Below are 24,047 nucleotides of genomic sequence, written 5' to 3'. Positions count from 1 at the left end.
GGCAAAATTATGATTGGAACTGCTAGTGGAGCTGTGCTTGACGGTATTGGAGCGCAAATTGTACAGGTCGAAGCGGATGTGACTCGCGGACTCCCGCAATTTTCTATCGTTGGTTTGCCCGACTCGGCTGTGACCGAATCTAAACTCCGGATTCGGTCAGCAATTCGAAATTCAGGCATGGAGTTTCCGCAACAGCGAATTACCGTAAATCTATGGCCGGCCAGTGTTCGCAAACGCGGAGCGGGTTTGGACCTGGCTATTGCGGTAGCCATCCTAAGGGCATCCTTGCAAATCCCCAACCAGCCGGCTTTGCGAACCGCTTTCTGCGGAGAACTTGGGTTGTCGGGCAAAATCGTTCCCGTCGACGGCATCATCAATTTAGCCCTTGAGTTGAGAAGAAACGCAGTGAACAGCCTTTACTTTTCCTCAGAACAAGCCGCTGCTGGATTAAAGATTCCTCCCCTCAGGTGGCACGTGGTCAGTACCCTGCAGGAACTCATTGACGACTTAGTGTCTCCCAGCCCGGCACGAATATTACAATTTTCCAACACCCTTTTCCACGATTCGGATAGTAAGCAGGATATGCAGGACGTGGTCGGCTTAACGAACATAAAAAGAGCTTTAATGATTGCCGCTGCTGGCAAGCATCATACGCTCATTGTCGGGCCTCCAGGTTGCGGGAAAACGATGCTGGCAGAACGCTTCGCCACTATTCTTCCTGGGATTTCTGATGAAGAGGCCATTGAGTCCTACGCAATTCTTCAATCTGCCGGAATCAAAACCATGCCAAGCCACCGACCGCCGCTTCGGATGCCTCACCACTCACTCACTACCACAGGACTCATTGGCGGCGGAAACTTCATACAGCCAGGTGAAGTCACGCTTGCTCACCACGGCATATTGGTCCTAGATGAATTGCTGGAATTCCGTAAAAAAACGTTGGAAGCGCTCCGGGAACCGCTGGTTCACAAACAAATCCGCCTGTCGCGGGGCGGGCATCACACCGTGTTGCCAGCAAACTTTCAGCTGATAGGAACTCTAAACCCGTGTTCGTGCGGTTACTACGGCAGCACAAGTTGCCGTTGCACCGAGCGGGATGTAACCCGCTATTGGTCGACTCTCTCTGGTCCATTGTTGGACAGAATTGATATGGTCTTGTCCATTCCCCCTCGGCAGGATACAGTAGACAAAGCACAAGGAGAGCCATCCAAGACCTTACGACAGCAAGTGGTTCAAGCACAAAATCTGTTACTGCGAAAACAACACAGAACCCTGCAATCTTCGTCGAATTTTCTTGAGAAAACACTGCTTTTTGACTTTACCAGGCAGGCGCAAGCACTGCTTCAGCGAATGGAAGATAAACTGCATGTGTCAAAGCGGGGAATTGCGTCAATCGAGCACGTGGCACAGAGCATCGCAGCGGTTGAAGGAGAGGAACGGGTATCTATCGAGCACGTAGAAGAAGCAGCCGCTCTACGAATGGGATTCAAAATCTAACTGCGGTCTGTGCACACAGTAAGTTGATGCATAGGAGTGGAACCCCTTAGGATGCCTCTACGGCATTTCGAATGTGAACAAACTGTTGGACTGTGCTTGAGGATAAAAAGAGGCCAATCACATCAATTCGGACCGGTATTTCGCAATGAGACCGTTGTAGACCAAGAACCCTAGGATCTGTCAACAACCGTCGAGTGACTCTCAAAAGTTGACGTTGCTTTGCAACATCAACCGATTCTACAGGTGATCCGCTGTGGAGGGTTCGTCGCGTCCTGACTTCAACGGCCACCAATAACCCTTTATCGACAGCTACGATGTCAATTTCGCCCTCCCTGCATCGCCAATTCTGGTACAAGAGATTCCATCCTAAGGTCCGATCCAGGTATTGTGCAGCAACCTGCTCACCAAAGTGCCCAACTGCCTTCCTACGACTTTCCTGTTCCGGCCTGATAGACATACGACAGGACCTCCGCAACAGCTTGATACATGTCTTCGGGAATTACACTGTCAAGTTCAAGTCCCATGAGCAATTGTGCCAAATGTTCGTCCTCATACACGGTAACGTTTGCATCTTTCGCCGTCCTTACAATTCGTTCCGCCACTTTACCAGCACCTTTTGCAACTACTTTTGGTGCAAGGTCCCGAGTTCGCTCGTATCGAAGTGCAACTGCCTTTTTCTTCATTCTTCATCCCCCTTGGTCCATTGGGAAACGCTCCATTGTTCCAATCGCCAACCGTTCTCCTGAAGATGTTCGAACAGGACGGGTTGCATAGATGAAGTTAGTTTCTGAATGTTTGGATGGTCACTGCGAACATGCACATACAAAGTTGGCTTCGCCGTAAGAAACACAATCTCTACTGGCCAGTCGTGGAGAGAAAACTGAATTGACAGTCTGTCGAGCCGTTGTCCATGGCGATTAAGTCGAACGGTTCGCTCGGCTGACCAATGAACGGGTTCCTGACCCCTCTCTTGCAGAGGCACCGGTGGAAAAAATACTCCGCTTCCCACCTGGGACAGGGTTTCTGAAGACACTGCACTTAGAATTCTATCCAACAGCACTGCATGCTTAGCGGGACCGGGCAATTCATGAAGCATTTTGGATGTAACCTGTGAAAACGGGAGAAGTCCGTAGTTTCCCTGCGGCAGCGGCTGTCCCTCTGACACTGCAGTGCGGGAAAAACCGGAGCTCATGCCGTTTCTTTGGGACGACTTTCCCCACATTGACAACGTCTGCCACCACTCTCGCATGACATTCTCTGCAAGCTGAGCAGGCATACCCTGCTGCTGATTTTGAATCTGCCCTAGCCGGCCATAGAACTGGCTCAGTTGGGATTCTCGGACGGCCCACTTTGCCAAGACGTCACTAATAATCTGTCTCCATGCCCACTCAGCTTGCCGCATCGCGGGAGATGACAGAACTTGCAGCGGAAGTAAGTCAGTCATGTCCTGGATTACAGCGTCTCCAATACTCGCGAAATCCGCCTTGCTAACTGGTTTGCCTTTAACACCGCCCGCTGCCGTCGTCGTAGATTCGGTTGGTGCACTTCCGTGTGGTGTAGCTGCCGAAGACTTGTTTCCCGTCTGAATTGGCTTTAGAGGTGGATGAGTCGACTGCGGAATGCGTGGATTATCCATATAGCTTCAACTCAGATTGCAAGTGTTGAGCCACAGGTCGAAAGCTTCGGCGGTGATGTATGCACGGGCCATACTTCTGCAACGCAGCCAGATGCTCTTTGGTTCCGTAGCCCACATTGCGCTCAAATCCGTATGCCGGGTACTCATTTGCCAAGGTCCCCATAAACCTGTCTCGAGCAACTTTGGCAACAATTGAAGCTGCTGAAATGGATGGACACTTTGCGTCGCCGTCAATGACTGTTTCACTGGGGGCGACAATTGGACCCTCTTGCCACAAGGGCTCATAGGTTCCGTCGACCAATAGAATGTGAAGTTCTTGGGCTAGTCGTATCTGCAAGGCACGAATTGCTCTGGCCATTGCCAGCCTTGAAGCATGTAAGATGTTTAACTCCTCAATTTCTGAGACCTCAGCCACACCAATGCCAATGCCCGCCGCATTGTCGACAATCAGTTGATAGAGTGTTTCTCGCCGAGATTTGCTGAGCTTTTTGGAATCGTTTAATCCGTGCCACAATTCAGATTGGCTTCCAAGAACGACTGCTGCAGCAAATACAGGGCCAGCCAAACACCCCCGTCCCACTTCGTCGACGCCTGCAACTACGTGCCCTTCTCCGGCTAAAGAGTTCTCTACATCCCAGAAGGTTGCACTGAAATCAGTGTCCAATTCTTTCAACACCTTTCACCTCCATTTCATAAAACTCGGCTGTTGGTTCACTGTCTCACACAAATACATGTACAGTCTACCTGCGGCTTTGTCCGTTGGCTAGAATGTACGGAAGAATTCTAGTCTTAAAAGCATATACGCTTCGCTTTGTGTGAAGTACTCATGTCCTCCCCAATACGAAGACACTGCAAAAACACTTCACTAAACCACTTTTATGTATGATATGAGGGGGCTCGAACCACTTTCATACGGCGTCTCTTCTGTATTACACGCCCAGTTCACTGGGCCATTCCAAACTCATACGCCCTAATTGTCCTGTTTGAAGTTCCCTGACTACAAGGCTTGCGGCACGCTCTAAATCCATTACTCCCCTGCCGCCAAGCAATCCTCTCTTCTCGGCGATAGCTTCCAAAACAGGCTCTACTTCAGACCACACTTCTCCCGCTGACGTCCATTGTACACCTATCGGTGCCGTCACTTGATAGCGGTCTAGAAGCGCACTTGGGTAATGATTGCCGGCCCAAACAATGAAAAAAGCTGCAAGTTCTTGAGCATCCAGAATATCAGATTTGATTGCACCACTGACTGCCAGTTTGTGCGCAGCCACTTGATTGTCCAGTTTTGGCCACAGTACACCAGGCGTATCCAACAATTCAATCTCGCCAAGGCGAATCCACTGCTGAGTTTTTGTCACACCTGGTCTATCGCCTGTTTTAGTAGACGCTTTTCGTGCCATTCGATTGATAAAAGATGACTTTCCAACATTCGGAATTCCCGCCACCATTGCGCGAAAAGGGCGGGGTCGAATGCCTCTCTTCGCGTCCCGGAGCCTCTTGTCCTTCAGGATAGTCTCCAGCAAAGGTAAAAGGCGCTGTATTCCCTTACCACTTTTTGCGTCTACGGGCAGGCAGGAATAGCCAGACTCCTGAAAGTACTTCTCCCACGCTGAAGTCTGTTTTTCGTCGGCCAAATCAATTCTCGTTAAAATCTGAACCCTTGGTTTGGAGCCTGCCAATTCAGCAATCAGCGGATTACTGCTGGCGAGAGGGAGTCTGGCGTCAACCAACTCCAAAACGACGTCAACTCGCTTTATCACTTCCTGCATTTGTCGGCGAGCTTTTGCCATGTGACCAGGGAACCAATGTATCTGCTGCACTGCAATCACCTATCCAGTTGAAGTCCATTTGTCTTCGATATGTCGCCATCGTTCAGTCAAATAACACTATGTATCCAAACATCAAACTCGTGTGTTTAAACTCCCTCGTGCAATCCTGTCAGCAGACGAAGGAACGTGCAAGCAATTTAGTTAAAAATCGCGGGGGATCCAGTGTTCGGACCCCCCGCAATCACGACTAACGAATTTCTTTAATTCTAGCGGCCTTACCGGACAGTTGGCGCAAGTAATACAGCTTCGCGCGTCTGACCTTACCTCTTCGCATCACTTCGATCTTGGCTATGTTCGGCGAATGAATTGGAAAGGTTCGTTCTACCCCAACGCCGTAAGATACCTTACGAACTGTGTACGTCTCACTGACTCCACCGCCTCGGCGGCGAATTACGACGCCTTCAAATACCTGAATACGTTCGCGTTGACCCTCTCGCACCTTAACGTGTACTCGAACGGTATCGCCAGGGCGAAAAGTGGGGATGTCAGTACGCAGCTGATCTTGCGTGATTTCACGTAAAATGTCCATATGTCGGCCTCCTTCCGCAAGTGTTCGTACCGTGCTGCGGCAGAGGACCACTGTAGTCACGGCGAGTATTGTACCATAATGGATAAACAGGCTGCAACAGCCTTTTTCAACCTTGAGCAAATTTGATACCCGTCCCCGAGACCATTGCAATGCAAGGAAGTCAGCAGTGACTGCGGGGCATTTTGGAACAGCTAAAAAGAGGGCTGTCCTCGACCATTCAAGCTGGCCGGCAGAACAGCCCCTTACCAATACGGAACTTTACATAGAAGTGTCTGAAATCTCTGGGTCTTCCTTAACCTTACGATCCTCAGACAAATCCTTCGTTCCCATCATACGTCGATTCAGCGATTGAACAATTTCCAGGTCACGAACAAAGTCGGGTAGCTCGGGTTGCTTCTTCATTGCCAATTCCCCCTGTTCAGAAGAATTCGCGGGTTCCAATTGAGCCAAAATGCTGTTTGACTTTTGTACGGTTGACCTGTCGTACAATGTCTTTTTGGCACCTACACGCTTACGGAGTTAGCTGACGGGTTCGGGAGTAGGTCAGATCCCTACATGGTTTTATCCACGATTCACCCCGACTGATTGGGTTCTCCGCTTCCACTGGAACTCAGCGATTTGTTTACGTAATTCATTTTACAGTACTTCCGCCCTATATGCAACCGGACTGCATGTGTCTAATTTCTTACACCCTGTTCAGTTCGCCAAAAGACTGATTCAATGCGGCACCAGAATGTTCCTAAATAATTTTGAAGTTCTAATAATGATACTTTTGAGGTGGTTTAACACTGCCTTCGGCAGACCACTTAGTTGACGTAAAACTAAGCTGACGTAAAATGCAGCTTTCCAGAAAACGATTTGCAGTTACGCTAGTGACTTAGTGCCCCAACCCCTGAGAACGTTCCAGTTTTCGGCGTTTGCGAATTTCATAGCGACGCGAAGCGGTATCGTAGTGCCATCGTTCCGCATCGGTCTCGGGTATCACGGGTGGTACGATGTCAGGACGCCCATCTGGTCCGAGCGCAACAAATGTGAGATATGACGCGGCAGTGAGGTTAACCTCTCCCGTCATCAAGTTCTCAGCTTCTATCTTCACGTATACTTCCATCGAAGTGTGGTGGGTCCAAGTTACAAACCCTTCTAAACGGATAGCTTCACCAACCGTGACGGGGCCCAGAAAATCAAGACTGTCACTTGAAGCTGTTACAACCGGTTTACGAGCATGCCTCATGCTCGCGATGCTGGCCAATTTATCTACGTACGCCATTACCCTTCCGCCAAAAATGGTTCCGTAGGTATTCGTATCTGACGGCAATACAATATCCGTCATGATTGTTCGTGAAGCACTGACTGGTTTGCCCTCCACAGGCGGTACCTCCTTCTGCAAGGCTCTACACCTCTTTTCTTAGTTAGGGCCCGTCTATGGTATAGACTGCGCTGCGCTTGCGAAACATAAACCCTAAAGCAACACTGAAAATTCCAAGTTCGGTTGCATTAAATAAAGTCTGCGCAATGTGAAAGGATGGGGTCCATGGAAGCACTTGACGAAATTGTACACTTAGCTGCACAAGTACAGCAACTTGAAAAACAGGCAGCCGAAGTGACTAGTTCGTGGTACGACTTTTCACCGGCAGAGCAAAACCAGACTGAACAAGTCAGCGAAATAACTCATTCAACCGCAGCTTTACTGGAGCAGCTTTCACAACAATTGAACACAGTCCTTCAAAATCAGATGGAAGCGGGTGCCATCCGAGACAAGCTTCAATATGCATACAACACAGTACAGGAACTGTTGCAGTCGCGTGTCGCCACGGAAGACATGACCTCCGATATAACGGAGCAACCCGGTACAGGCTACCAAGAGTATCTTCGAGCCGTGGCGTTGAAAGAAGCAGCAGCACTAACCCAAGCTGACCATTTACTGGACACTCTTGTAGAGATTCAAGCGACAAAGACGCGACCGCACTAGCCTCTGATGCTTGAACTGTTAGAAGACGCTATGTCATACATCCATCCGCAACTTCCTCAGACCATACTGTTGAGCAGGCAACGCTGAGCAAGAAAAGATGACGAACAGAGAAAATGGGAAGGAATGACCAAAATCCCGTCATTATCCTTCCCATTTGTGGTACTTACCACTGACTTTAATGCACTTACCCTTCTAACAGCCGCCTAAAACATTCGCCAGTGCCGTTTTTTCACAATTCGGCCCTTCTGCACTTGAGGAAGGTCAATCTTAACCTGTTTCCTCCATCCCGCAAGTGCCATGACAGCCAAGTAGAGCAGCACTAGAGCAACAATTGCATCAAGTATCCAGTGACTCGCCTGCTTGCCAATAAGTACTAGAGCAATAATTTCAAAGACTGCTGAGGCAATGATGAACGTAGTTAATTTTTTCAAGACGTTCATTCCCCTCTCCCAGAATGTCCTCCATTATTGTACGGATATTGACACCGAACTTCAAGATTTGGAAGACGGGGGTTGAAGAATTTTCTGTGGCAATCGCTCCCACTGGGACAGTTGTCTTGATGGACTGTAGGACCATTCTCCTGTTCCTGAATGCTTATAGATGCCAAAATGAAGATGAGGAGGAAACTTGCCGCTGGTTCCAGGTGGTCCGTAGCCAGTGCTTCCAACGTAACCTATGACTTGACCAGGACGTACCAAATCCCCTCGTTGTAAGCCTTTAGGATAACGAGACAAATGGGCGTAGTAGTAGTATTTGTTATCCGCATCCCTGATTCCAATGCGCCAGCCGCCAAAGCGGTTCCAGCCGATTAACTCAACATAACCGTGACTGCATGCAAGTACTGGAGTCCCGTAGTTTGCAAAAATATCGACACCTTCGTGAATTCGGCGGCCTCCGTAACTTCTTCCTGCTCCAAAAGTGTGCTTAACTGTGTAATTGTAGCGTTTTGCTACAGGAAAACAGTGTCCTTTTGGGTTCAAGCCAAAGGCCTCAAAAATTCGCTGAAAGGCGAAGACGCGGTCCATGGCAACGGGATCCTGGAACAAATCCCACAAAAGCCTGTCAATTCCTTCTTCTCCAGACTCAGTATCAAGCCACCGTGCCAAAGAAAATATCCTGTCTGTTTCATCCCATTGCAGAGCTAGTCCGTCTCCGGTAGCATCCATCCCAAGACCATGAAACAGCTTTATCGTGACAGGATTGACGTCCCTCAAATTGGGGTTGTCTACGCCCACCCACGCCTTTTCTTCAAGAGCCAGTCCATAATAAGGAGCAGCCTGCTTCTTCGCTTTTGTCTTGGTAAGCTGCGCATACCGATCGACGGCAGCCAAGAGTTCCCAGGAGATGTCATACTCTTTACCTGCAGCTCGATAGATGGACTTCAATTGTTCCTGTGATGTCATCGGCGTGACAGTCGGGCCGTGTCGGGTCGTTTTCACTTGCGCCTCCACAGTCGCTGACGGAATCGTGTTAGCGACCAGTAACAGGCTTACCGCCGCAACAACTGTATGCAAAAGTTTTGGTCTTTTCATAGCTGCTGTCCCTCCGGGAAAAAGTCACCGCACTTCGCGATACCTATACCGTGTCCGCAGAAACGATGAAGTATTCTCCCAGTTCACTGCACGAACTGTGCTCACACATTGCATGTAACATCGCATGTAGACATTGCTGACAGGTCGCTTGAACAAACCTTCTATTTACGGTTTAATGGTTTTGGCAATTTGCTGCTTGAGGAGGTCTCTGGTTTGGATGATTGGCAATGTCAGATTACCATTCAAGTTCGCTCCACTGAAATTGATGTTAATGGACATGTGAACAATGCGAAATACCTTGAGTATTTGGAATGGGGACGAGAGGAATGGTTTGAACAAAATCGACTGGACTACGACGTGTTGAAGAGAGAAGGCATCGTCACCGTCGTTGTCCATATTAGTGCAAACTACCATCGTGAAGCAGTTCAAAATGACCGACTGACAATCAAATCGCGTCTTGTTAGCGTTGGTAATACGAGCCTCACCATGGAACAACTCATCGTAAACCAACGGGGAGACAAAGTTCTTGACGCGTCACTCGTAATCGTAACGACAAATCCGGACACACATCGAAAAACACGAGTCCCTGACGTCATTCGCAAGTGCATCCATGGCGCTGGCTAAATGACTGAGTCAGCTAAATGACTGAGTCAAATGAAGAAACAACTCAACACCCAGGTATGCACCAGGACACAGGAAAGTACCTTGACACTCGATGGTTGAGGTAACACCTGTGACAGGTACTTTCCATATAGTTCGAATCCAGAGGCTGTGCCTTAGCCCTCTAAGGCAACTGGCGACAGACCTGTTGGTTCAAAATGGTTGGACAATCGCCGGTTACAAACAGTTAAAACAGAAATTCATCCGGATGAGGCCCAAACCTCTTGTTTTGATTGAGTGCATCAATTTTCGCCATGTCTGCCGCTGACAGTTCGAAATCAAACAAGTTTGCATTTTCAGCGATGCGAGCCTGCCGGACCGATTTTGGGATAATCACAATTTCGTTTTGCAGGTGCCAGCGCAAGACGATTTGTGCAGGCGTGCGCTCGTACTGCTTTGCCAGTTCAACCAAAGCAGTTTCATCCAGATTCCCTCTCATAATCGGACTCCAGGCTTCCAACTGAATGCCTTTGTCACGGCAGAACTGATGCAGGTCTTTTTGCGTCAACAAAGGATGACACTCTACTTGGTTGACAGCAGGCACAACCTTGGCCTCAGCCATTAAGTTTTCCAGGTGATGAATTTGAAAGTTACTGACACCAACAGCCTTCAGATAACCGTCTTCGTACAGTTTTTCAAAGGCCCGCCATGTCTCTTTGTATTTGTCCTTTCCAGGCCAATGAATCAAATACAAATCGACGTAATCCAGCCCCAGTTTCCTGCGGCTCTCCTCAAAGGCCTTCAGCGTACTCTCGTAGCCCTGTTCATTGTTCCAAAGCTTCGTCGTGATAAATAACTCTTCCCGCTTATACCCGGAGTCTTTAATGGCTTGCCCTACTCCAACCTCATTTTCATAGAAGGCCGCCGTATCAATATGTCTGTATCCCGCTTCAAGTGCGTACCGTACCGCATTGTGAACTTCTTCCCCGTCTTTCGTCTTGTATACTCCAAGCCCAGTCCACGGCATCTCAACACCATTGTTAAGTACTACTGCGTCTGCGATGTTTTTGGCAACCATGAAATACCTCCCTGCAAATCATTTTCAAGACACCATTATACACTTCTCTCAAAGAAGCTTCACAGTTCTATCCCGCCTGCTGCGGTGGCTATACTCGTAAAGGCCGACTGTCCTTCCCGAATGAAGTAAGTTAACTGTGAAGCTTCCGCCTGTGCAAGAGCATTGGGGAGGTTGTGTACTGGACTGAGGCAGCAATCTACGTTAGCGGCGAACTCCCTCCACTCAGCTTCTGTCCGATTCAGAAACGCTGCCTTGATTTCCTCGTAGACAGCATTTCCATTAACAGCTTGTTCGAACTGTTTGGGAACCCATTCTGCGTGATGGACGTTTTCGCAAAACGCTCTCCAAAACTTTGGTTCCAATGCCCCGAGTGCCATATACTTTGCATCTTTAGTCTGATAAATCCCGTAACACACACGGCTCCCTGTCAGTTCTTCAATTCCATATTCGCCCAGACGCGAAGACGCAACGGCCGTGTGTACAGGCAACAGCCCAAGAAGTGCAGCCGTCATACTGATATCGATGTGTCTGCCCTGCCCTGTCCGATGTCGTTCAATCAAGGCTGCTAGCACAGCCTCTGAAGCAGCCATGCCACCAATCATATCGGCGAGTTGAACAGATGGCGGGTGCGGCGTGCTGTTTGGACCCGCCATCAGGGACAGCAGACCGCTAACCGCCATATAGTTGAGGTCATGACCTGCTGTTTGAGACAGAGGACCGTGCTGGCCATAACCAGTTAAGGAACACAAAATGAGTCGTGGGTTGGATTGACGCAGTGTTTCATAGTCCAAGCCAAACTGTTTCATCCTGCCGGGGCGAAACCCCTCCATGAGTACATCAGCAGATTGTATTAACTGCAGCAACTGCTCATGACCCGCTGCCGATTGAATGTCAATCGTGACACTTTCCTTGCCACGGTGGTTTGCCAAGAAAACTAACCCTTTGCCAGACTCGTCTGCGGGGCCTGTATACCGTGCGGGATCGCGCCAGTTTATGTCTTCTACCTTAATCACCTCGGCTCCCATTTCAGCGAGCCGTAATGTAGCATATGGGCCTGGCAAGAGACGAGTCATGTCAATGATACGCGTTCCGGTTAAAAAATCAGCCATCTTCGCACCTCCGCTCCTACTCTCTCACGGTGAAACTAAAGCCCAATCCTTTTTGCAATAATCGTCTTCATGATTTCGTTTGTCCCGGCGTACACGCGCATCACTGGAATATCCCGATAGCGCCGGGCAATGGCGTACTCCTCCATATAGCCATATCCTCCAAACAGCTGCATACATCCGTCGACAATCCGTTTTGCCATTTCAGTAATCCACCACTTGGCCATCGAAACCTCAGTGACCACGTCTTCTCCGGCAATGTGACGGCTCACCAGTTGTTCAATGTAGTTTCTTCCAATGTCCACCTCTGTAGCCATTTCCGCTAACCGAAAGCGAGTATTCTGAAACTTTGAAATGGGCTTCCCAAAGGCGGTTCGCTGCTGCACATATTCGATTGTATCGTGCAGTGTCTGCTCGGCACTGACCTGTGCTGCAATGCTGACAATCAACCGTTCCTGCTGAAGTTTATCGGACATGTATGCAAATCCTCTACCCTCTTCCCCAAGCACGTTAAGAGCCGGGACACGGCAGTCATCGAAATACAACTCAGCCGTGTCCTGACCGTGTTGTCCAACTTTGTCCAGCTTTTTACCGCGACTGAAGCCAGGTGTATCTCTTTCCACCCAAATCAGACTGATGCCCGAATGCGGCGGGGTCGCATTCACATCTGTTTTGCACGCTACCAAAATCAAGTCGGCTTGTATGCCATTTGTGATAAACGTTTTCGATCCGTTTAGCACATAACTATCCCCGTCCCTCACAGCGGTTGTCTTAATTCCCGCCAAGTCAGACCCTGCAGCGGGCTCGGTCATGGCAACTGCCGTAATCACGTCACCGCTCAGGCATCCAGGCAGCCATTTGTTTTTCTGTGCTTCTGTACCATAACTGAGCAAGTAGGGGACTACGATATCGCTGTGCAATCCGATGCCTACAAGACTCGAGCCGACTCGTTCCAGTTCTTCATTGACGACAACTGAGAAAGAAAAATCAACACCAGCTCCGCCGTACTGTTCAGGTACGGTTGGGCAAAGATACCCTTGACTGCCGAGTTTTTTCCAGAAATCTCTCGGAATCAGCCTGTCCTCCTCCCATTTATCGAAATTGGGAACAGCCTCTTGTTCCAGAAATTTACGCAGGGCCCGCCGAAACATGTCGTGTTCTTGTGTTAGGTAAGGATGATCCATGCAGCCACTCCTCTCGATAGCAGAAATCCAGGTACAGTCATTCTTTGTAATAGCAACTCTCCGTAATACCAATCGTCGTAATATTAATTGTTGTAATATTAATCGTCGTTACGGAAAGTCTCAGTAAGTGGAAGTCGTTGTAACTGTTACTTAAAAATAAGTCTTGACATTGCTAAGTTGTAGAGATGCAATAGACTGGGAAAGTGACTGTTGCATACGCTATCGCCCGCTAGCGTGGCGCCATACGGATGGCTCCATCGAGTCGAATGACTTCGCCGTTTAACATACAATTGGTAAAGATGCTGCGGACCAGTTCCGCATACTCGTCCGGACGACCCAGTCTTGATGGAAAGGGGACCTGGGTACCTAGGCTTTCTCGCGCTGCATCGGGTAGACTTGCAAGCATCGGGGTATCAAAGATACCTGGGGCAACACTCATCACGCGCACCCCGTATCTGGCAAGTTCTCGAGCAATCGGCAAGGTCATTCCGACAATACCCCCTTTGGACGCAGAATATGCAGCTTGACCAATTTGTCCGTCGAATGCGGCCACAGACGCAGTGTTGACAATCACTCCGCGCTCCCCGTCCTCATTCGGCTCATTCCTAACCATTGCATTTGCAGCAATTCGAATGACGTTAAAGGTTCCAATCAAGTTCACCTGTATTGTCTTTGCAAACATATCTAAGGAATGGGGGCCATGCTTTGTAATCACTTTCTCGCCTGTCCCCAGTCCTGCACAATTGACCACTCCATGAAGGCTGCCAAAGCGTTCCTCAGCTGCGTGTACAGCTTCTTCTACATCCCGCTCATCTGTGACATCTGTCTTAAGAAAAAGTGCTCCTGTCTCTTTTGCTGTACTGTCTCCAGCCGTTTCGTTAATGTCCAGAATCATGACATTCCCCATATTTTCTCTTAGCATTCTGACAGTAGCAGCGCCTAGCCCTGAACCTCCGCCGGTAACCAAAAAAGTTTTTCCGTTTAAGTGCATGCTTATCGCCCTTTCATCTTCCGTCAAACCTTAATCCAACTTCAGTCAAACCTCCGTCAAACCTCAGTCAAGACGCTCAATAATAGTGGCATTTGCCATTCCGCCGCCTTCACAAACAGCCATCAAGCCATAGCGAAGGTCCCGCTCCTCCAGTGCATTCAGTAATGTAGCCGTCATTCTGGTTCCTGTAGCACCGAGACGATGTCCCAAAGCTATGGCGCCTCCGTTCACATTAACCTTCTCCAAAGGAACACCAGTCTCTTTTTGCCAGGCCAATACTACCGGAGCAAAAGCTTCGTTTACCTCAAACAAGTCAATATCGTCAATCGTCAACCCCGCGCGTTTTAATACCTTTTGGGTTGCAGGTATCGGTCCGGTGAGCATTGTAATGGGGTCTACGCCGACCACAGCAAACGAAATAAACCGCGCTCGTGCTTTTAGGCCCATCTCTTCTGCGGTGTCAGAAGACATCACGAGACTCATACTTGCACCGTCAGAAATTTGACTTGCATTTCCTGCTGTAATCACACTCAGTCCTTCAAAAGCAGGACTCAGTTGGCCCATCTTTTCCACAGTGGTATTCGTTCGAATTCCCTCATCCACCGTAAATAATTTTTCGATCCCGTCGACACCACGGAATCTAACTGGAAAGATTTCGTTCTCAAAAGCAGACTTGTCTCGTGCAGCGGCCGCTCGCTGGTGACTGAGGTAGCTGAACTCATCGAGCTCTCTGCGGGTCAAGCCCCACCGCTTCGCAATCATCTCTGCTCCTACCGCTTGATTAAACCAGTTATCCTGTAGGTTGTAGCGAATCTGTAATCCTTGTGTCATTGGTGTACCGGAGCCATTTAGAGTACTCATCAGCGGCACTCGGGTCATTGATTCAACCCCGCCAGCAACGACGATATCGTAGGCACCTGCCATCACACCCTGAGCCGCAAAATGGAGGGCCTGCAAACTGGATCCACATTGTCTGTCAATTGTTGTTCCAGGTACGGCCTCTGGAAGTCCTGCGCTGAGCCACGCGTTGCGTGCGATGTTGGCTCCTTGTTCTCCAACTTGATCGACGCAGCCAATAATGACATCGTCCACCAACTTCGGATCCAGTTGATTTCGGTGCAATGTCTGCGTCATCAACTGCGCCAGTAGATCTACCGGGTGAATCCCCGTAAACATTCCTTTCCTGCGTCCTATTGGGGTTCGAGCTGCGTCTACAATGACAGCTTGCGCCACAGTGAATTCCTCCTCTCACAAACAACCGGTCGGTTGAACCGTGGTATTGATCTTTAGTATAAAGAAAACGAATTCAATTTGCATATACTTCAGATAATTTTTAGAAGTGGATAAGCAACTACACACGATCCATCAGTGATCAACCAAAGTCGTTTCAAACCGTCACAGACGGTGGATATAACGGAAACCCCAATTTCTTGCTAGAGCTTGTGACTTTAGCAAGAATTTGGTTCTCCAAACATCGAGCCGCAAAAGCCACGGGGAGCGCTCCGCCGCAAGGTCAACTTCGACGCAAGTAAGTTCAGCGTAACTGAGTCCCAATGAAGTAAGTCTCACTCAAGTAAGTCCCACTCAAGTAAGTCCCGATGAAGTAGGTCCAGCGTAGGTATGCCCAGGCGGCGGGTGGTGCACGAACGACCATGACAAACGAGGAGCTAACAGTTGTTTTCTTATTACTGCATATATGTTTGTGGAGACACACTGGACAAATTTGTGAAGTCTTCATCCGAATATCCCAGTTTCTTCAGTTGCCCAACAAATTGACTGGGGAGAGCAGCGTGAAAAATGCGCCCGTCATCAAGTTGAAGCCAACCCGCATGAAGCCACTGGTGCGAAGTCCCTACACTTGATTTCCCGCCGCCATACTTGACGTCACCGTATAGTGGATGCCCAATATGAGAGAAGTGTGCCCGGATTTGATGTGTACGACCGCTGATTAACTCAATCAAAACGACAGATGTGGTATCCGAATGGATTACGCGATAAAACTTTGTCACTGATTGCTTCCCTTCCCTGGTACTCGTGTTCGTCCTGTTCTGGCTTGTGTCGCGAGTCACAGGTACGTCGATAACACCGGTAGTCTCAACTTGCCCCTGCACCAAAGCCAGATACCATTTTCTGATGGTATGACTGGAAATATCCTCAGCTAGTTTCCTTGCCGAGTCGCCGTTTTTAGCAAATACAACCAGACCGCTCGTGTTTCTATCCAACCGATGTACTGGAGCCGGTGCGAACGATTTAATATCCATACCGTGATGATATAAGTAAGCAAGCACACGATTGGTCAGAGTATCCTTGTGTTCCCCATCTGCACCATGAACAAGAGCACCAGCCGGTTTATTCACAACCAAAATGTCCTTGTCTTCGTATACCACATCTATATCCGTCGAAATGCCGCCAAATTTCTTCTTTGGCTTGCTGACTCTTTCATAATCCTCTTCCGACATATAAAGAGCCAGAGTATCTCCAGCGTAGGCAACATCATTCGCCTTTACACGTTTACCATTCATTTTTATACGGCCCGTACGCAACATCTTATGTATTCCAGAGAGAGGTACACCAGGCAGTAATTGTCGTAATAACCGATGCATTTTCTTACCCGATTCTATGTCTCCAATACTTACTTCAACCATGTTCCCACTCCCAATATATAAAATCACAAGTCAAACCTGACATGTGGATGTGTAGGTCAATGAATGCTCGTTCACATCTTAGACTAACCAAAAGCTGGGTCAATCAGACCGTAAACATGATTGCTGTATAAGTCTGCATTCCACGACCCGTAAAGCATCAACGGAGAAATTTTCTGCAGTTTCCATCCCTCTGCCTCCAGTAGTTTGGTATAAGACCTGTGATGGGCGAGCACATCAACCCTGAATGGAGGGTGTGCAGTACCTGCTAAATCTTTCATAAGGCGGACTGTGTGATGGAGCAGTTGAATAGCGAGATCGTCTGATGAAGCTATCACCGGACCAATCTGAATCTGTTGAGTGCTTTGATTGACGAGTGTAAATCCGGCGAACATCCTAGAACCTCTTTCCAATCCTACAATTCCAGATACACCTGAGGCAAGGTTCGGCCGGTTCGGCCCGCCCGAAAGACTGTTGCCGTCATCCCTATAGGTCATTGCATCCAAGATGCGGTGCCTCCGAATACCCGTAAACTGGTAGTCCAGTGCTTCTAGAGAAGGGATGTGATGAACGCAAAGAGGCTCAAATACATAATCTGAATATGTATCCTCAAGGTGTGCAGTATTCACAACAGACGAGGACGATGTATCCGAAAATATCCATCGCTGGACGTCGTTGATTGTGGTGAATCCAGACTTTGAATATAGCGGAGCACCCATTTCTGTTGCTACGAGTAGAGCCGCAGGAGCTCCCATATTCTCAAGACAGAGTTGCACTAAACTCTTTCCTAAACCCTGTCTGTGATACTCCGGTTTAACCATGACAAGACCGATTGCGGACAACTCTTCGCCGAGAGGAAAGACGGCTGCACTGGACACAGCACCGTTGTTAGCGTAATGGCCCCAGAAGCATCCTGACTGAAGGAACGTCTTCATTCTCTCTGGTGAAAAACTCCATCCCACTTCATCTGCGACAGAACACAAACTTGAAATGTCCCGGTAGCTCAATCGCTGAACCCGAAGTCCAGGTAAGCTGCTGTACCCCTCATCCACCTGTACATCACACTCCTCTCTATGCCAGTCGTAACCTACAATTTTATAAACATACGCTAGTCGTAGTCTCCATCTTTATAACCGATGCAGTTGTCTCTTCTCTAGCGAACACAAGACGTCTCGACTGCTATCCTCTGCCCCAAGCCCGCAACGAAACTCTTTCGCGCTTTAAACACACTCTCCTTCTTATCATAGACACAGTTGCGCACGACTGTGCAAGAGAGGAGAGTTCACGCACAGGGCAGTAGGGCGGCTGGGGACTCCAGGGGGGCACGGGGGGCACGGGGGCGCTCCAGGGCCAAATAGAGATCCGAGAGGAGCTTATTCGCCGAAACGGAGGCCCTATGGAGCGAATAAGCGCTTCAGACGAGCTTATTTGCTGTTCACACCCCATTTTCAGCGGTTTTCTGGCCTTTAAGCACTTCTCAGGAGCTTATTTTGTACTCGGCGATAGCCACGTTCCAAATAAGCACTTGTGGGATCTCTATTTTCTGCCCCCCTCTCCCTCATGGGCTCTTTGGACACAGTTTCGCCACATCTGAGGCATGTCACCGGGCTGTTTGTGTCCGCCTTGTGAACACAACACCGCCAGGGACCATGTTTTGGCACACTCGCCCCTCTCTTGCCTTCATTCAGACACAATTTCGCCATAAACACCAACTCTGCTGCCATGCGTTCAAGGAACTTAAGACGGTAAATAAACGGGTTTCCCCGTTTATCTTCCTTCTCCTCTTTCTCTCTTTGGTCATTCCTTTCATGGACACAGTTGCACACGACTGTGCAAGAGCGGCGGGTTCACGTACAGGGCGGTCGGGGCAGGCAACCCCGCCCGGGGGGGCACGGGGGCTCCGGCTGCCGCCCACCAGGACCAAATAGAGATCCGAGAAGCGCTTATTCGCCGAAACGGAGGCCCAATGGAGCAAATAAGCGCTTCAGACGTACTAGCATTGCATTAAATTTTTTGTGACTTGTCAACGGGTACTGTTGACAAGTTTCATTGTTTCAATCATTGGAATCTTCACGAAACTGTAACCCCTGAAATATAAAAGTTTCCTTAGAATAGAAAGTACAGGTAGTCCTGTCCAAATCTAAACTAAGGAAACCAAAGAGTATGGACAAGGATACTACAAAATCCACATTTATGAAATACCTTTCTCCCTTGGATACGGAGAAAATGTTGGACGAAATTCGAACTTTGGGTTTGGACAAGTACACGAAGAAGCTAGATGCTATCACGTTTACTCAACTGCTTGTATTTGGACAAATTCAACAAGTTACATCATTGACCAATCTCAGCGGCCTTTTAAATGAGGATCCAAAGCTGCAGGCGCAACTTGGTCTCGCATCCATCAGCACCTCACAACTGTCGCGCAAGTTACGGATGGAGACGAGATTTCTTGAGTCTGTCTTTCGGCGATGTGTTGACCAAAACATTCAGGCTCTGGGATGGAAGAAGGCTACAAACCGGTTAGGACGAATGAATCTCGTAGACTCCTCCACGATTACTATGTGCCTGTCTCAGTATCCATGGGCGAGTTTCCAGCGAGACAAAGCCGGCGTCAAATTACACCTTCGTCTCGTCTTTATGAATGAACGAGTATACCCGGATAAAGCAACGCTTACACCAGCCAGGCCGGCAGACACAACACAAATGGATGAGCTCATTTCCTGTGATGAAAATGCCCTGTTTGTCTTTGACCGTGGCTACGTCGACTATCGAAAGTTTGACGTCTATTGCCAAAGTGGGACCAAATTCGTCACACGACTCCGACACAATGCCGGCACCATGGCAGTGTTAGAAGAAAGACCCGTTGCAGAGAATTCACCTGTGTTACGTGATGCGGTCATCCGGCTTGGTTCCGAATTCCGGAGCATGGCGCATCCGACCCGTCGGATCGAGGCCTTAGACAAAGAGGGGCAACGTGTTATCTTCTTAACCAATGACCTGACTTTACCGGCTGAGGAGATTTGTGACCTGTACCGCAATCGCTGGCAGATTGAACTGTTCTTCAAGTGGATTAAGCAACATCTCACAGTGAAGCAGCTTTATGGCAAGAGTGAGAATGCTGTCTATAACCAGTTGCGTATTGCGCTCATCACCTTCTGCTTACTTGTACTCCTGCAAGCACGGGTGAAACACAGCGGGCGTCTGATCGCCGTCTATAAATCCCTGCAACGTCATTGGGCCGAGAAATTTGACACATTCGTCTTTTACGTGACTCGACCACCGACACGGCGTTCATGTGGGCGTAGGAGGATGAACCATGAGCAGACTTTTACTCAAACCTTACAACAATATGTAAATGGAGACGTCGGGCACTTAGAAACCAGCGAGTACGACCCCATCTTCATAAGGTAAAATGTGGAACGGACTACCTGTCTATATCCCCTTTGACATTTTAGCTCATTCACCTCAATGCTCATTCACGAAATATTCTGACCCTATCTGAGAAACGGTGCTCGCGTAACACTTGACATTTTCGACTGAAGTTAATGCAACGCTAGTACTTCAGACGAGCTTATTTGCTGTTCACACCCCATTTTCGTTGGTTTTCTGGCCTTTAAGCACTTCTCAGGAGCTTATTTTGTACACGGCGATAGGCATGTTCCAAATAAGCACTTGTGGGATCTCTATTTTCTGCACCCCTCCCCCTCATCGGCACTTTGGACACAGTTCCGCCACATCTGAGGCATGTCAACGGGCTGTTTGTGTCCGCCTTGTGAACACAACGTCGCCAGGGACCATGTTTTGGCACTGCCCCCCCTCTTTTGCCCTCAAGCAGACACAATTCCGCCATAAACATCAACCAACTCTGCTTCCATGCATTCAAAGAACTTCAGACGGTAAATAAACGGGTTTCCCCGTTTATCTTCCTTCTCCTCTTTCTCTCTTGTTCATTCCGTCACTTGTACCTGCAGTCACATACAAAAGACGCTGCACCACATCGGGTGCAACGCCTCTCTCTTCTTGCTCTCTCGCCTGGCAATGTCCTACTTTCCCAGGAGCTCGCGCTCCAAGTATCATCGGCGCTGGAGGTCTTAACGGTCGTGTTCGGGATGGGCACGCGTGTGGCCCCTCCGCTCTCGTCACCAGACTGGGAGATGAAGGGCGTGTGCTTCGTTCGTGCTGCGCAAGCCACTGCGCACACACCCTTCATTCCCCTATGTAATTGGTACCTCTTCTTCCCAGACAGCGAGTCGTCTGTCGTTTCCCTGTTCCTCTGGTGAAGCCCTCGACCGATTCGTATCCGTCAGCTCCACGTATCACTACGCTTCCACTCCGGACCGATCTACCTCGTCTTCTTCAAGGGGTCTTACTCCATAAATGGATGGGACACGTTATCTTGAGGGGGGCTTCGCGCTTAGATGCTTTCAGCGCTTATCCCTTCCAGACTTAGCTACCCAGCTATGCTCTTGGCAGAACAACTGGGACACCAGCGGTCTGTTCATCCCGGTCCTCTCGTACTAAGGACGATTCCTCTCACGTATCCTGCGCCCGCGGCAGATAGGGACCGAACTGTCTCACGACGTTCTGAACCCAGCTCGCGTACCGCTTTAATGGGCGAACAGCCCAACCCTTGGGACCGACTTCAGCCCCAGGATGCGATGAGCCGACATCGAGGTGCCAAACCTCCCCGTCGATGTGAACTCTTGGGGGAGATCAGCCTGTTATCCCCGGGGTAGCTTTTATCCGTTGAGCGACGGCCCTTCCACTCGGGGCCGCCGGGTCACTAAGCCCGACTTTCGTCCCTGCTCGACCTGTCCGTCTCGCAGTCAAGCTCCCTTTTGCCTTTACACGCACTGCGCGATTTCCATCCGCGCTGAGGGAACCTTTGGGCGCCTCCGTTACCTTTTTGGAGGCGACCGCCCCAGTCAAACTGCCCGCCTGACACTGTCCCCACGCCAGTTTCATGGCGCCAGGTTAGAAGATTGGCATCTCAAGGGTGGTATCCCAACACCGACTCCACATTGGCTTGCGCCCCTGCTTCTCTGTCTCCCACCTATCCTGTACATGACATACCCATCTCCCATATCAAGCTGCAGTCAAGCTCCACGGGGTCTTTCCGTCTAGCCGCGGGTAACCTGCATCTTCACAGGTATTACAATTTCACCGGGTCTCTCGTTGAGACAGCGCCCAAGTCGTTGCGCCTTTCGTGCGGGTCGGAACTTACCCGACAAGGAATTTCGCTACCTTAGGACCGTTATAGTTACGGCCGCCGTTTACTGGGGCTTCAATTCAGACCTTCGGGTCGAAACCCTAAGCCCTCCTCTTAACCTTCCAGCACCGGGCAGGCGTCAGCCCCTATACTTCGCCTTTCGGCTTGGCAGAGACCTGTGTTTTTGATAAACAGTCGCTTGGGCCTTTTCACTGCGGCTCATCTCTCGATGAGCGCCCCTTCTCCCGAAGTTACGGGGCCATTTTGCCGAGTTCCTTAACGAGAGTTTTCCCGCGCGCCTTCGTGTTCTCCACGCGCCCACCTGTGTCGGTTTTCGGTACGGGCACTCCTTTCCTCACTAGAGGCTTTTCTCGGCAGTGTGATCCTCAGGACTTCGGTACTGTTCTTCCCTCCCCATCACAGCTTGAGGTTAATAGAACCGGGATTTGCCTCGATTCCCCTCTTGCTGCTTGGACGGCCTCTTCCATCCGGCCGCTTCCCTGGACCTCCTGCGTCACCCCTTCGCTCAAACAGTCTGGAGTGGTACTGGAATTTCCACCAGTTGTCCTTCGACTACGCCTTTCGGCCTCGCCTTAGGTCCCGACTAACCCTGGGCGGACGATCCTTCCCCAGGAACCCTTGGGCTTTCGGCGGACAAGATTCTCACTTGTCTTTTCGCTACTTATACCGGCATTCTCACTTCCATGACCTCCACCAAGCCTCTCAGCTCAACTTCGCCGCTCATGGAACGCTCCCCTACCACGCACATCTCTGTGCATCCAAAGCTTCGGTGTCCAGTTTAGCCCCGTTACATTTTCCGCGCAGCGTCACTCGACCAGTGAGCTATTACGCACTCTTTCAATGGTGGCTGCTTCTAAGCCAACATCCTGGTTGTCTGTGCACCGCCACATCGTTTCCCACTGAACTGGTACTTTGGGACCTTAGCTGTTGGTCTGGGCTGTTTCCCTTTTGACCACGGATCTTAGCATTCGTAGTCTGACTGCCCGGGTTAATATTGCGGCATTCGGAGTTTGACTGAGCTTGGTAACCCTGGACGGGCCCCGCACCCAATCAGTGCTCTACCTCCGCAACTCATCCCCGGACGCTAGCCCTAAAGCTATTTCGGGGAGAACCAGCTATCTCCGAGTTCGATTGGAATTTCTCCCCTACCCCCAGTTCATCCCCTGGCTTTTCAACGCCAGTGGGTTCGGGCCTCCATGCGGTGTTACCCGCACTTCACCCTGACCAGGGGTAGATCACCCGGTTTCGGGTCGAGGACTGCCAACTTATCGCCCTTTTCAGACTCGCTTTCGCTTCGGCTCCGGCTTCTCACCTTAACCTTGCTCGCCGCCCTCACTCGCCGGTTCATTCTACAAAAGGCACGCCGTCACACCTCTACGGATGCTTCGACTGATTGTAGGCACACGGTTTCAGGTTCTCTTTCACTCCGCTCCCGCGGTGCTTTTCACCTTTCCCTCACGGTACTCATCACTATCGGTCGCCAGGGAGTATTTAGCCTTAGGAGGTGGTCCTCCCAGATTCCCACGGGGTTTCTCGTGTCCCGCGGTACTTGGGGTCATGCGACAAAGTCGCGTCCGTTTCGAGTACGGGGCTCTCACCCTCTTCGACAGGCCTTCCCAGACCTTTCCTCTACGAACATCGTTTTCTCACTCTGTGAACCGGTTGCAGCCCGTTCTTCGCTTGCCCCGCTACCCCGTCTACGCATCCCCTGCAAGGTTTCCCGCGTATCCGGTTTAGGCTCTTCCGCTTTCGCTCGCCACTACTGACGGAATCACTCTTGTTTTCTCTTCCTCGGGGTACTGAGATGTTTCAGTTCTCCCGGTTGCCTCTACAGACCTATGGATTCAGCCTGCAGTCCTGGCCCATCACGACCAGGGGGTTCCCCCATTCGGACATCCACGGATCAAGGCTCGCTTACAGCTCCCCGTGGCATTTCGGTGTTCGCCCCGTCCTTCTTCGGCTCCTGGCGCCTAGGCATCCCCCGTGCGCCCTTTCTACCTTCACCACATTCGGTCCGCATTGCTGCTTCCCGATTTTCGGTATTTCATACTATCACTTTCATTCACATCCCTGTGAACGAAGTGCAGTTACCCATTTCTTATTTGTGAACAGGAAAATTCACTTCTCGCTATCTGGTTGTCAAGGTACACACCTCTGTGTCCGTAGACACAAAAGTTGAAGATACACTTCCCTGCATTCCTGCAGGCAGGGCACCTTCAAAACT

22 protein-coding genes, 2 rRNA genes and 1 riboswitch are annotated in these 24,047 nt (G+C 49.9%); of the genes, 4 read left to right on the top strand and 20 right to left on the bottom strand.

The genetic code is table 11. From position 1 onward, the window contains the following. Window positions 1-9 precede the first annotated feature (9 nt). Window positions 10-1,497, top strand: a complete 1,488-nt coding sequence (locus GI364_RS10525) for a YifB family Mg chelatase-like AAA ATPase (protein WP_198853521.1) — start codon at window positions 10-12, stop codon at window positions 1,495-1,497. Between the two features lie 46 nt (window positions 1,498-1,543). Here the strand turns inward: GI364_RS10525 and GI364_RS10520 are convergent, their stop codons facing one another. The 8 genes from GI364_RS10520 to GI364_RS10485 form a co-directional block, all read right to left on the bottom strand. Continuing rightward, a complete protein-coding gene (locus GI364_RS10520; protein WP_198853520.1) occupies window positions 1,544-1,954 on the bottom strand; it encodes a YraN family protein in 411 nt (136 codons plus the stop codon). Next, window positions 1,923-2,180, bottom strand: coding sequence for an EscU/YscU/HrcU family type III secretion system export apparatus switch protein (locus GI364_RS10515; RefSeq protein WP_198853519.1), 258 nt, complete (start codon window positions 2,178-2,180; stop codon window positions 1,923-1,925). The genes GI364_RS10520 and GI364_RS10515 overlap by 32 nt, the downstream gene beginning before the upstream one ends. Beyond that, window positions 2,177-3,133: a hypothetical protein gene (locus GI364_RS10510; RefSeq protein WP_198853518.1), complete on the bottom strand. Its 957-nt coding sequence runs from the start codon at window positions 3,131-3,133 to the stop codon at window positions 2,177-2,179. Before GI364_RS10510 ends, GI364_RS10515 begins: the two co-directional genes overlap by 4 nt. Continuing rightward, window positions 3,126-3,809: a ribonuclease HII gene (locus GI364_RS10505; RefSeq protein WP_198853517.1), complete on the bottom strand. Its 684-nt coding sequence runs from the start codon at window positions 3,807-3,809 to the stop codon at window positions 3,126-3,128. The genes GI364_RS10510 and GI364_RS10505 overlap by 8 nt, the downstream gene beginning before the upstream one ends. Window positions 3,810-4,062: 253 nt before the next feature. Further along, the gene (ylqF, locus tag GI364_RS10500; RefSeq protein ID WP_198853516.1) at window positions 4,063-4,953 is read right to left on the bottom strand and encodes a ribosome biogenesis GTPase YlqF; all 891 of its coding nucleotides are present in this window, start codon (window positions 4,951-4,953) and stop codon (window positions 4,063-4,065) included. Window positions 4,954-5,149: 196 nt separating this feature from the next. Further along, on the bottom strand, window positions 5,150-5,491 hold the full coding sequence (gene rplS / locus GI364_RS10495; RefSeq protein WP_198853515.1) for a 50S ribosomal protein L19: 342 nt from the start codon (window positions 5,489-5,491) through the stop codon (window positions 5,150-5,152). A gap of 258 nt (window positions 5,492-5,749) precedes the next feature. Further along, the gene (locus tag GI364_RS10490; protein ID WP_198853514.1) at window positions 5,750-5,893 is read right to left on the bottom strand and encodes a hypothetical protein; all 144 of its coding nucleotides are present in this window, start codon (window positions 5,891-5,893) and stop codon (window positions 5,750-5,752) included. 91 nt (window positions 5,894-5,984) lie between these two features. Continuing rightward, window positions 5,985-6,117: riboswitch (cyclic di-AMP (ydaO/yuaA leader) on the bottom strand. A gap of 251 nt (window positions 6,118-6,368) precedes the next feature. Beyond that, complete coding sequence (locus tag GI364_RS10485) at window positions 6,369-6,857, bottom strand: acyl-CoA thioesterase (protein ID WP_233096100.1); 489 nt, start codon at window positions 6,855-6,857, stop codon at window positions 6,369-6,371. A gap of 165 nt (window positions 6,858-7,022) precedes the next feature. Here GI364_RS10485 and GI364_RS10480 point away from each other — a divergent pair, with 165 nt between their 5' ends. Then, window positions 7,023-7,460, top strand: a complete 438-nt coding sequence (locus GI364_RS10480; RefSeq protein ID WP_198853513.1) for a hypothetical protein — start codon at window positions 7,023-7,025, stop codon at window positions 7,458-7,460. A 203-nt stretch (window positions 7,461-7,663) separates the two neighbouring features. Here GI364_RS10480 and GI364_RS10475 read toward each other — a convergent pair whose 3' ends face one another. Together GI364_RS10475 and GI364_RS10470 are read right to left on the bottom strand one after the other, a co-directional pair. Further along, the gene (locus GI364_RS10475; RefSeq protein WP_198853512.1) at window positions 7,664-7,891 is read right to left on the bottom strand and encodes a hypothetical protein; all 228 of its coding nucleotides are present in this window, start codon (window positions 7,889-7,891) and stop codon (window positions 7,664-7,666) included. A 60-nt stretch (window positions 7,892-7,951) separates the two neighbouring features. Beyond that, complete coding sequence (locus tag GI364_RS10470) at window positions 7,952-8,992, bottom strand: M23 family metallopeptidase (RefSeq protein WP_233096099.1); 1,041 nt, start codon at window positions 8,990-8,992, stop codon at window positions 7,952-7,954. A gap of 213 nt (window positions 8,993-9,205) precedes the next feature. On the opposite strand from GI364_RS10470, the gene GI364_RS10465 reads away from it, so the two are divergent. Next, on the top strand, window positions 9,206-9,616 hold the full coding sequence (locus tag GI364_RS10465; RefSeq protein WP_233096098.1) for an acyl-CoA thioesterase: 411 nt from the start codon (window positions 9,206-9,208) through the stop codon (window positions 9,614-9,616). 223 nt (window positions 9,617-9,839) lie between these two features. On the opposite strand, the gene GI364_RS10460 is transcribed toward GI364_RS10465, so the two are convergent. From GI364_RS10460 to GI364_RS10425, 8 genes are all read right to left on the bottom strand, one after another. After that, window positions 9,840-10,670 carry an aldo/keto reductase gene (locus GI364_RS10460; protein ID WP_198853511.1) on the bottom strand — a complete coding sequence of 277 codons (831 nt, stop codon included), beginning with the start codon at window positions 10,668-10,670 and terminating at the stop codon, window positions 9,840-9,842. Window positions 10,671-10,729: 59 nt separating this feature from the next. Continuing rightward, window positions 10,730-11,779: a CaiB/BaiF CoA transferase family protein gene (locus GI364_RS10455; protein WP_198853510.1), complete on the bottom strand. Its 1,050-nt coding sequence runs from the start codon at window positions 11,777-11,779 to the stop codon at window positions 10,730-10,732. A 35-nt stretch (window positions 11,780-11,814) separates the two neighbouring features. Beyond that, on the bottom strand, window positions 11,815-12,960 hold the full coding sequence (locus GI364_RS10450; protein WP_198853509.1) for an acyl-CoA dehydrogenase family protein: 1,146 nt from the start codon (window positions 12,958-12,960) through the stop codon (window positions 11,815-11,817). Between the two features lie 229 nt (window positions 12,961-13,189). Next, entirely contained in the window at window positions 13,190-13,951 is a 762-nt protein-coding gene (locus tag GI364_RS10445) for a 3-hydroxyacyl-CoA dehydrogenase (RefSeq protein ID WP_198853508.1), read from the bottom strand. Between the two features lie 63 nt (window positions 13,952-14,014). After that, window positions 14,015-15,184, bottom strand: coding sequence for a thiolase family protein (locus GI364_RS10440; protein ID WP_198853507.1), 1,170 nt, complete (start codon window positions 15,182-15,184; stop codon window positions 14,015-14,017). Window positions 15,185-15,485: 301 nt separating this feature from the next. Continuing rightward, window positions 15,486-15,605, bottom strand: coding sequence for a pentapeptide repeat-containing protein (locus GI364_RS25390; RefSeq protein WP_198853506.1), 120 nt, complete (start codon window positions 15,603-15,605; stop codon window positions 15,486-15,488). Between the two features lie 31 nt (window positions 15,606-15,636). Further along, window positions 15,637-16,596: an RluA family pseudouridine synthase gene (locus GI364_RS10430; RefSeq protein ID WP_198853505.1), complete on the bottom strand. Its 960-nt coding sequence runs from the start codon at window positions 16,594-16,596 to the stop codon at window positions 15,637-15,639. 83 nt (window positions 16,597-16,679) lie between these two features. Further along, entirely contained in the window at window positions 16,680-17,645 is a 966-nt protein-coding gene (locus tag GI364_RS10425) for a GNAT family N-acetyltransferase (RefSeq protein WP_198853504.1), read from the bottom strand. 1,111 nt (window positions 17,646-18,756) lie between these two features. Between GI364_RS10425 and GI364_RS10420 the strand changes: the two genes are divergently transcribed. Continuing rightward, complete coding sequence (locus tag GI364_RS10420; protein ID WP_198852246.1) at window positions 18,757-20,004, top strand: IS4 family transposase; 1,248 nt, start codon at window positions 18,757-18,759, stop codon at window positions 20,002-20,004. A 619-nt stretch (window positions 20,005-20,623) separates the two neighbouring features. Here the strand turns inward: GI364_RS10420 and rrf are convergent. Both rrf and GI364_RS10410 read right to left on the bottom strand, forming a co-directional pair. Continuing rightward, window positions 20,624-20,740, bottom strand: a 5S ribosomal RNA gene (gene rrf, locus GI364_RS10415). A gap of 126 nt (window positions 20,741-20,866) precedes the next feature. Then, a 23S ribosomal RNA gene (locus tag GI364_RS10410) occupies window positions 20,867-23,828 on the bottom strand. Window positions 23,829-24,047 lie beyond the last annotated feature (219 nt).

The sequence above is a fragment of the Alicyclobacillus sp. SO9 genome, assembly GCF_016406125.1.
Taxonomy (GTDB): domain Bacteria; phylum Bacillota; class Bacilli; order Alicyclobacillales; family Alicyclobacillaceae; genus SO9.
Note: the sequence above shows the minus strand (reverse complement) of the source record. Positions and strands in the feature narration are given on the sequence as shown.

Bases quoted from the DNA above. Each gene is read 5' to 3' on its own strand.
- GI364_RS10525 (WP_198853521.1), top strand. From the start codon at position 10: ATGATTGGAACTGCTAGTGGAGCTGTGCTTGACGGTATTGGAGCGCAA.
- GI364_RS10520 (WP_198853520.1), bottom strand. From the start codon at position 1,954: ATGTCTATCAGGCCGGAACAGGAAAGTCGTAGGAAGGCAGTTGGGCAC.
- GI364_RS10515 (WP_198853519.1), bottom strand. From the start codon at position 2,180: ATGAAGAAAAAGGCAGTTGCACTTCGATACGAGCGAACTCGGGACCTT.
- GI364_RS10510 (WP_198853518.1), bottom strand. From the start codon at position 3,133: ATGGATAATCCACGCATTCCGCAGTCGACTCATCCACCTCTAAAGCCA.
- rplS (WP_198853515.1), bottom strand. From the start codon at position 5,491: ATGGACATTTTACGTGAAATCACGCAAGATCAGCTGCGTACTGACATC.
- GI364_RS10490 (WP_198853514.1), bottom strand. From the start codon at position 5,893: ATGAAGAAGCAACCCGAGCTACCCGACTTTGTTCGTGACCTGGAAATT.
- GI364_RS10480 (WP_198853513.1), top strand. From the start codon at position 7,023: ATGGAAGCACTTGACGAAATTGTACACTTAGCTGCACAAGTACAGCAA.
- GI364_RS10470 (WP_233096099.1), bottom strand. From the start codon at position 8,992: ATGAAAAGACCAAAACTTTTGCATACAGTTGTTGCGGCGGTAAGCCTG.
- GI364_RS10460 (WP_198853511.1), bottom strand. From the start codon at position 10,670: ATGGTTGCCAAAAACATCGCAGACGCAGTAGTACTTAACAATGGTGTT.
- GI364_RS10455 (WP_198853510.1), bottom strand. From the start codon at position 11,779: ATGGCTGATTTTTTAACCGGAACGCGTATCATTGACATGACTCGTCTC.
- GI364_RS10450 (WP_198853509.1), bottom strand. From the start codon at position 12,960: ATGGATCATCCTTACCTAACACAAGAACACGACATGTTTCGGCGGGCC.
- GI364_RS10445 (WP_198853508.1), bottom strand. From the start codon at position 13,951: ATGCACTTAAACGGAAAAACTTTTTTGGTTACCGGCGGAGGTTCAGGG.
- GI364_RS25390 (WP_198853506.1), bottom strand. From the start codon at position 15,605: ATGGTCGTTCGTGCACCACCCGCCGCCTGGGCATACCTACGCTGGACC.
- GI364_RS10430 (WP_198853505.1), bottom strand. From the start codon at position 16,596: ATGGTTGAAGTAAGTATTGGAGACATAGAATCGGGTAAGAAAATGCAT.
- GI364_RS10420 (WP_198852246.1), top strand. From the start codon at position 18,757: ATGGACAAGGATACTACAAAATCCACATTTATGAAATACCTTTCTCCC.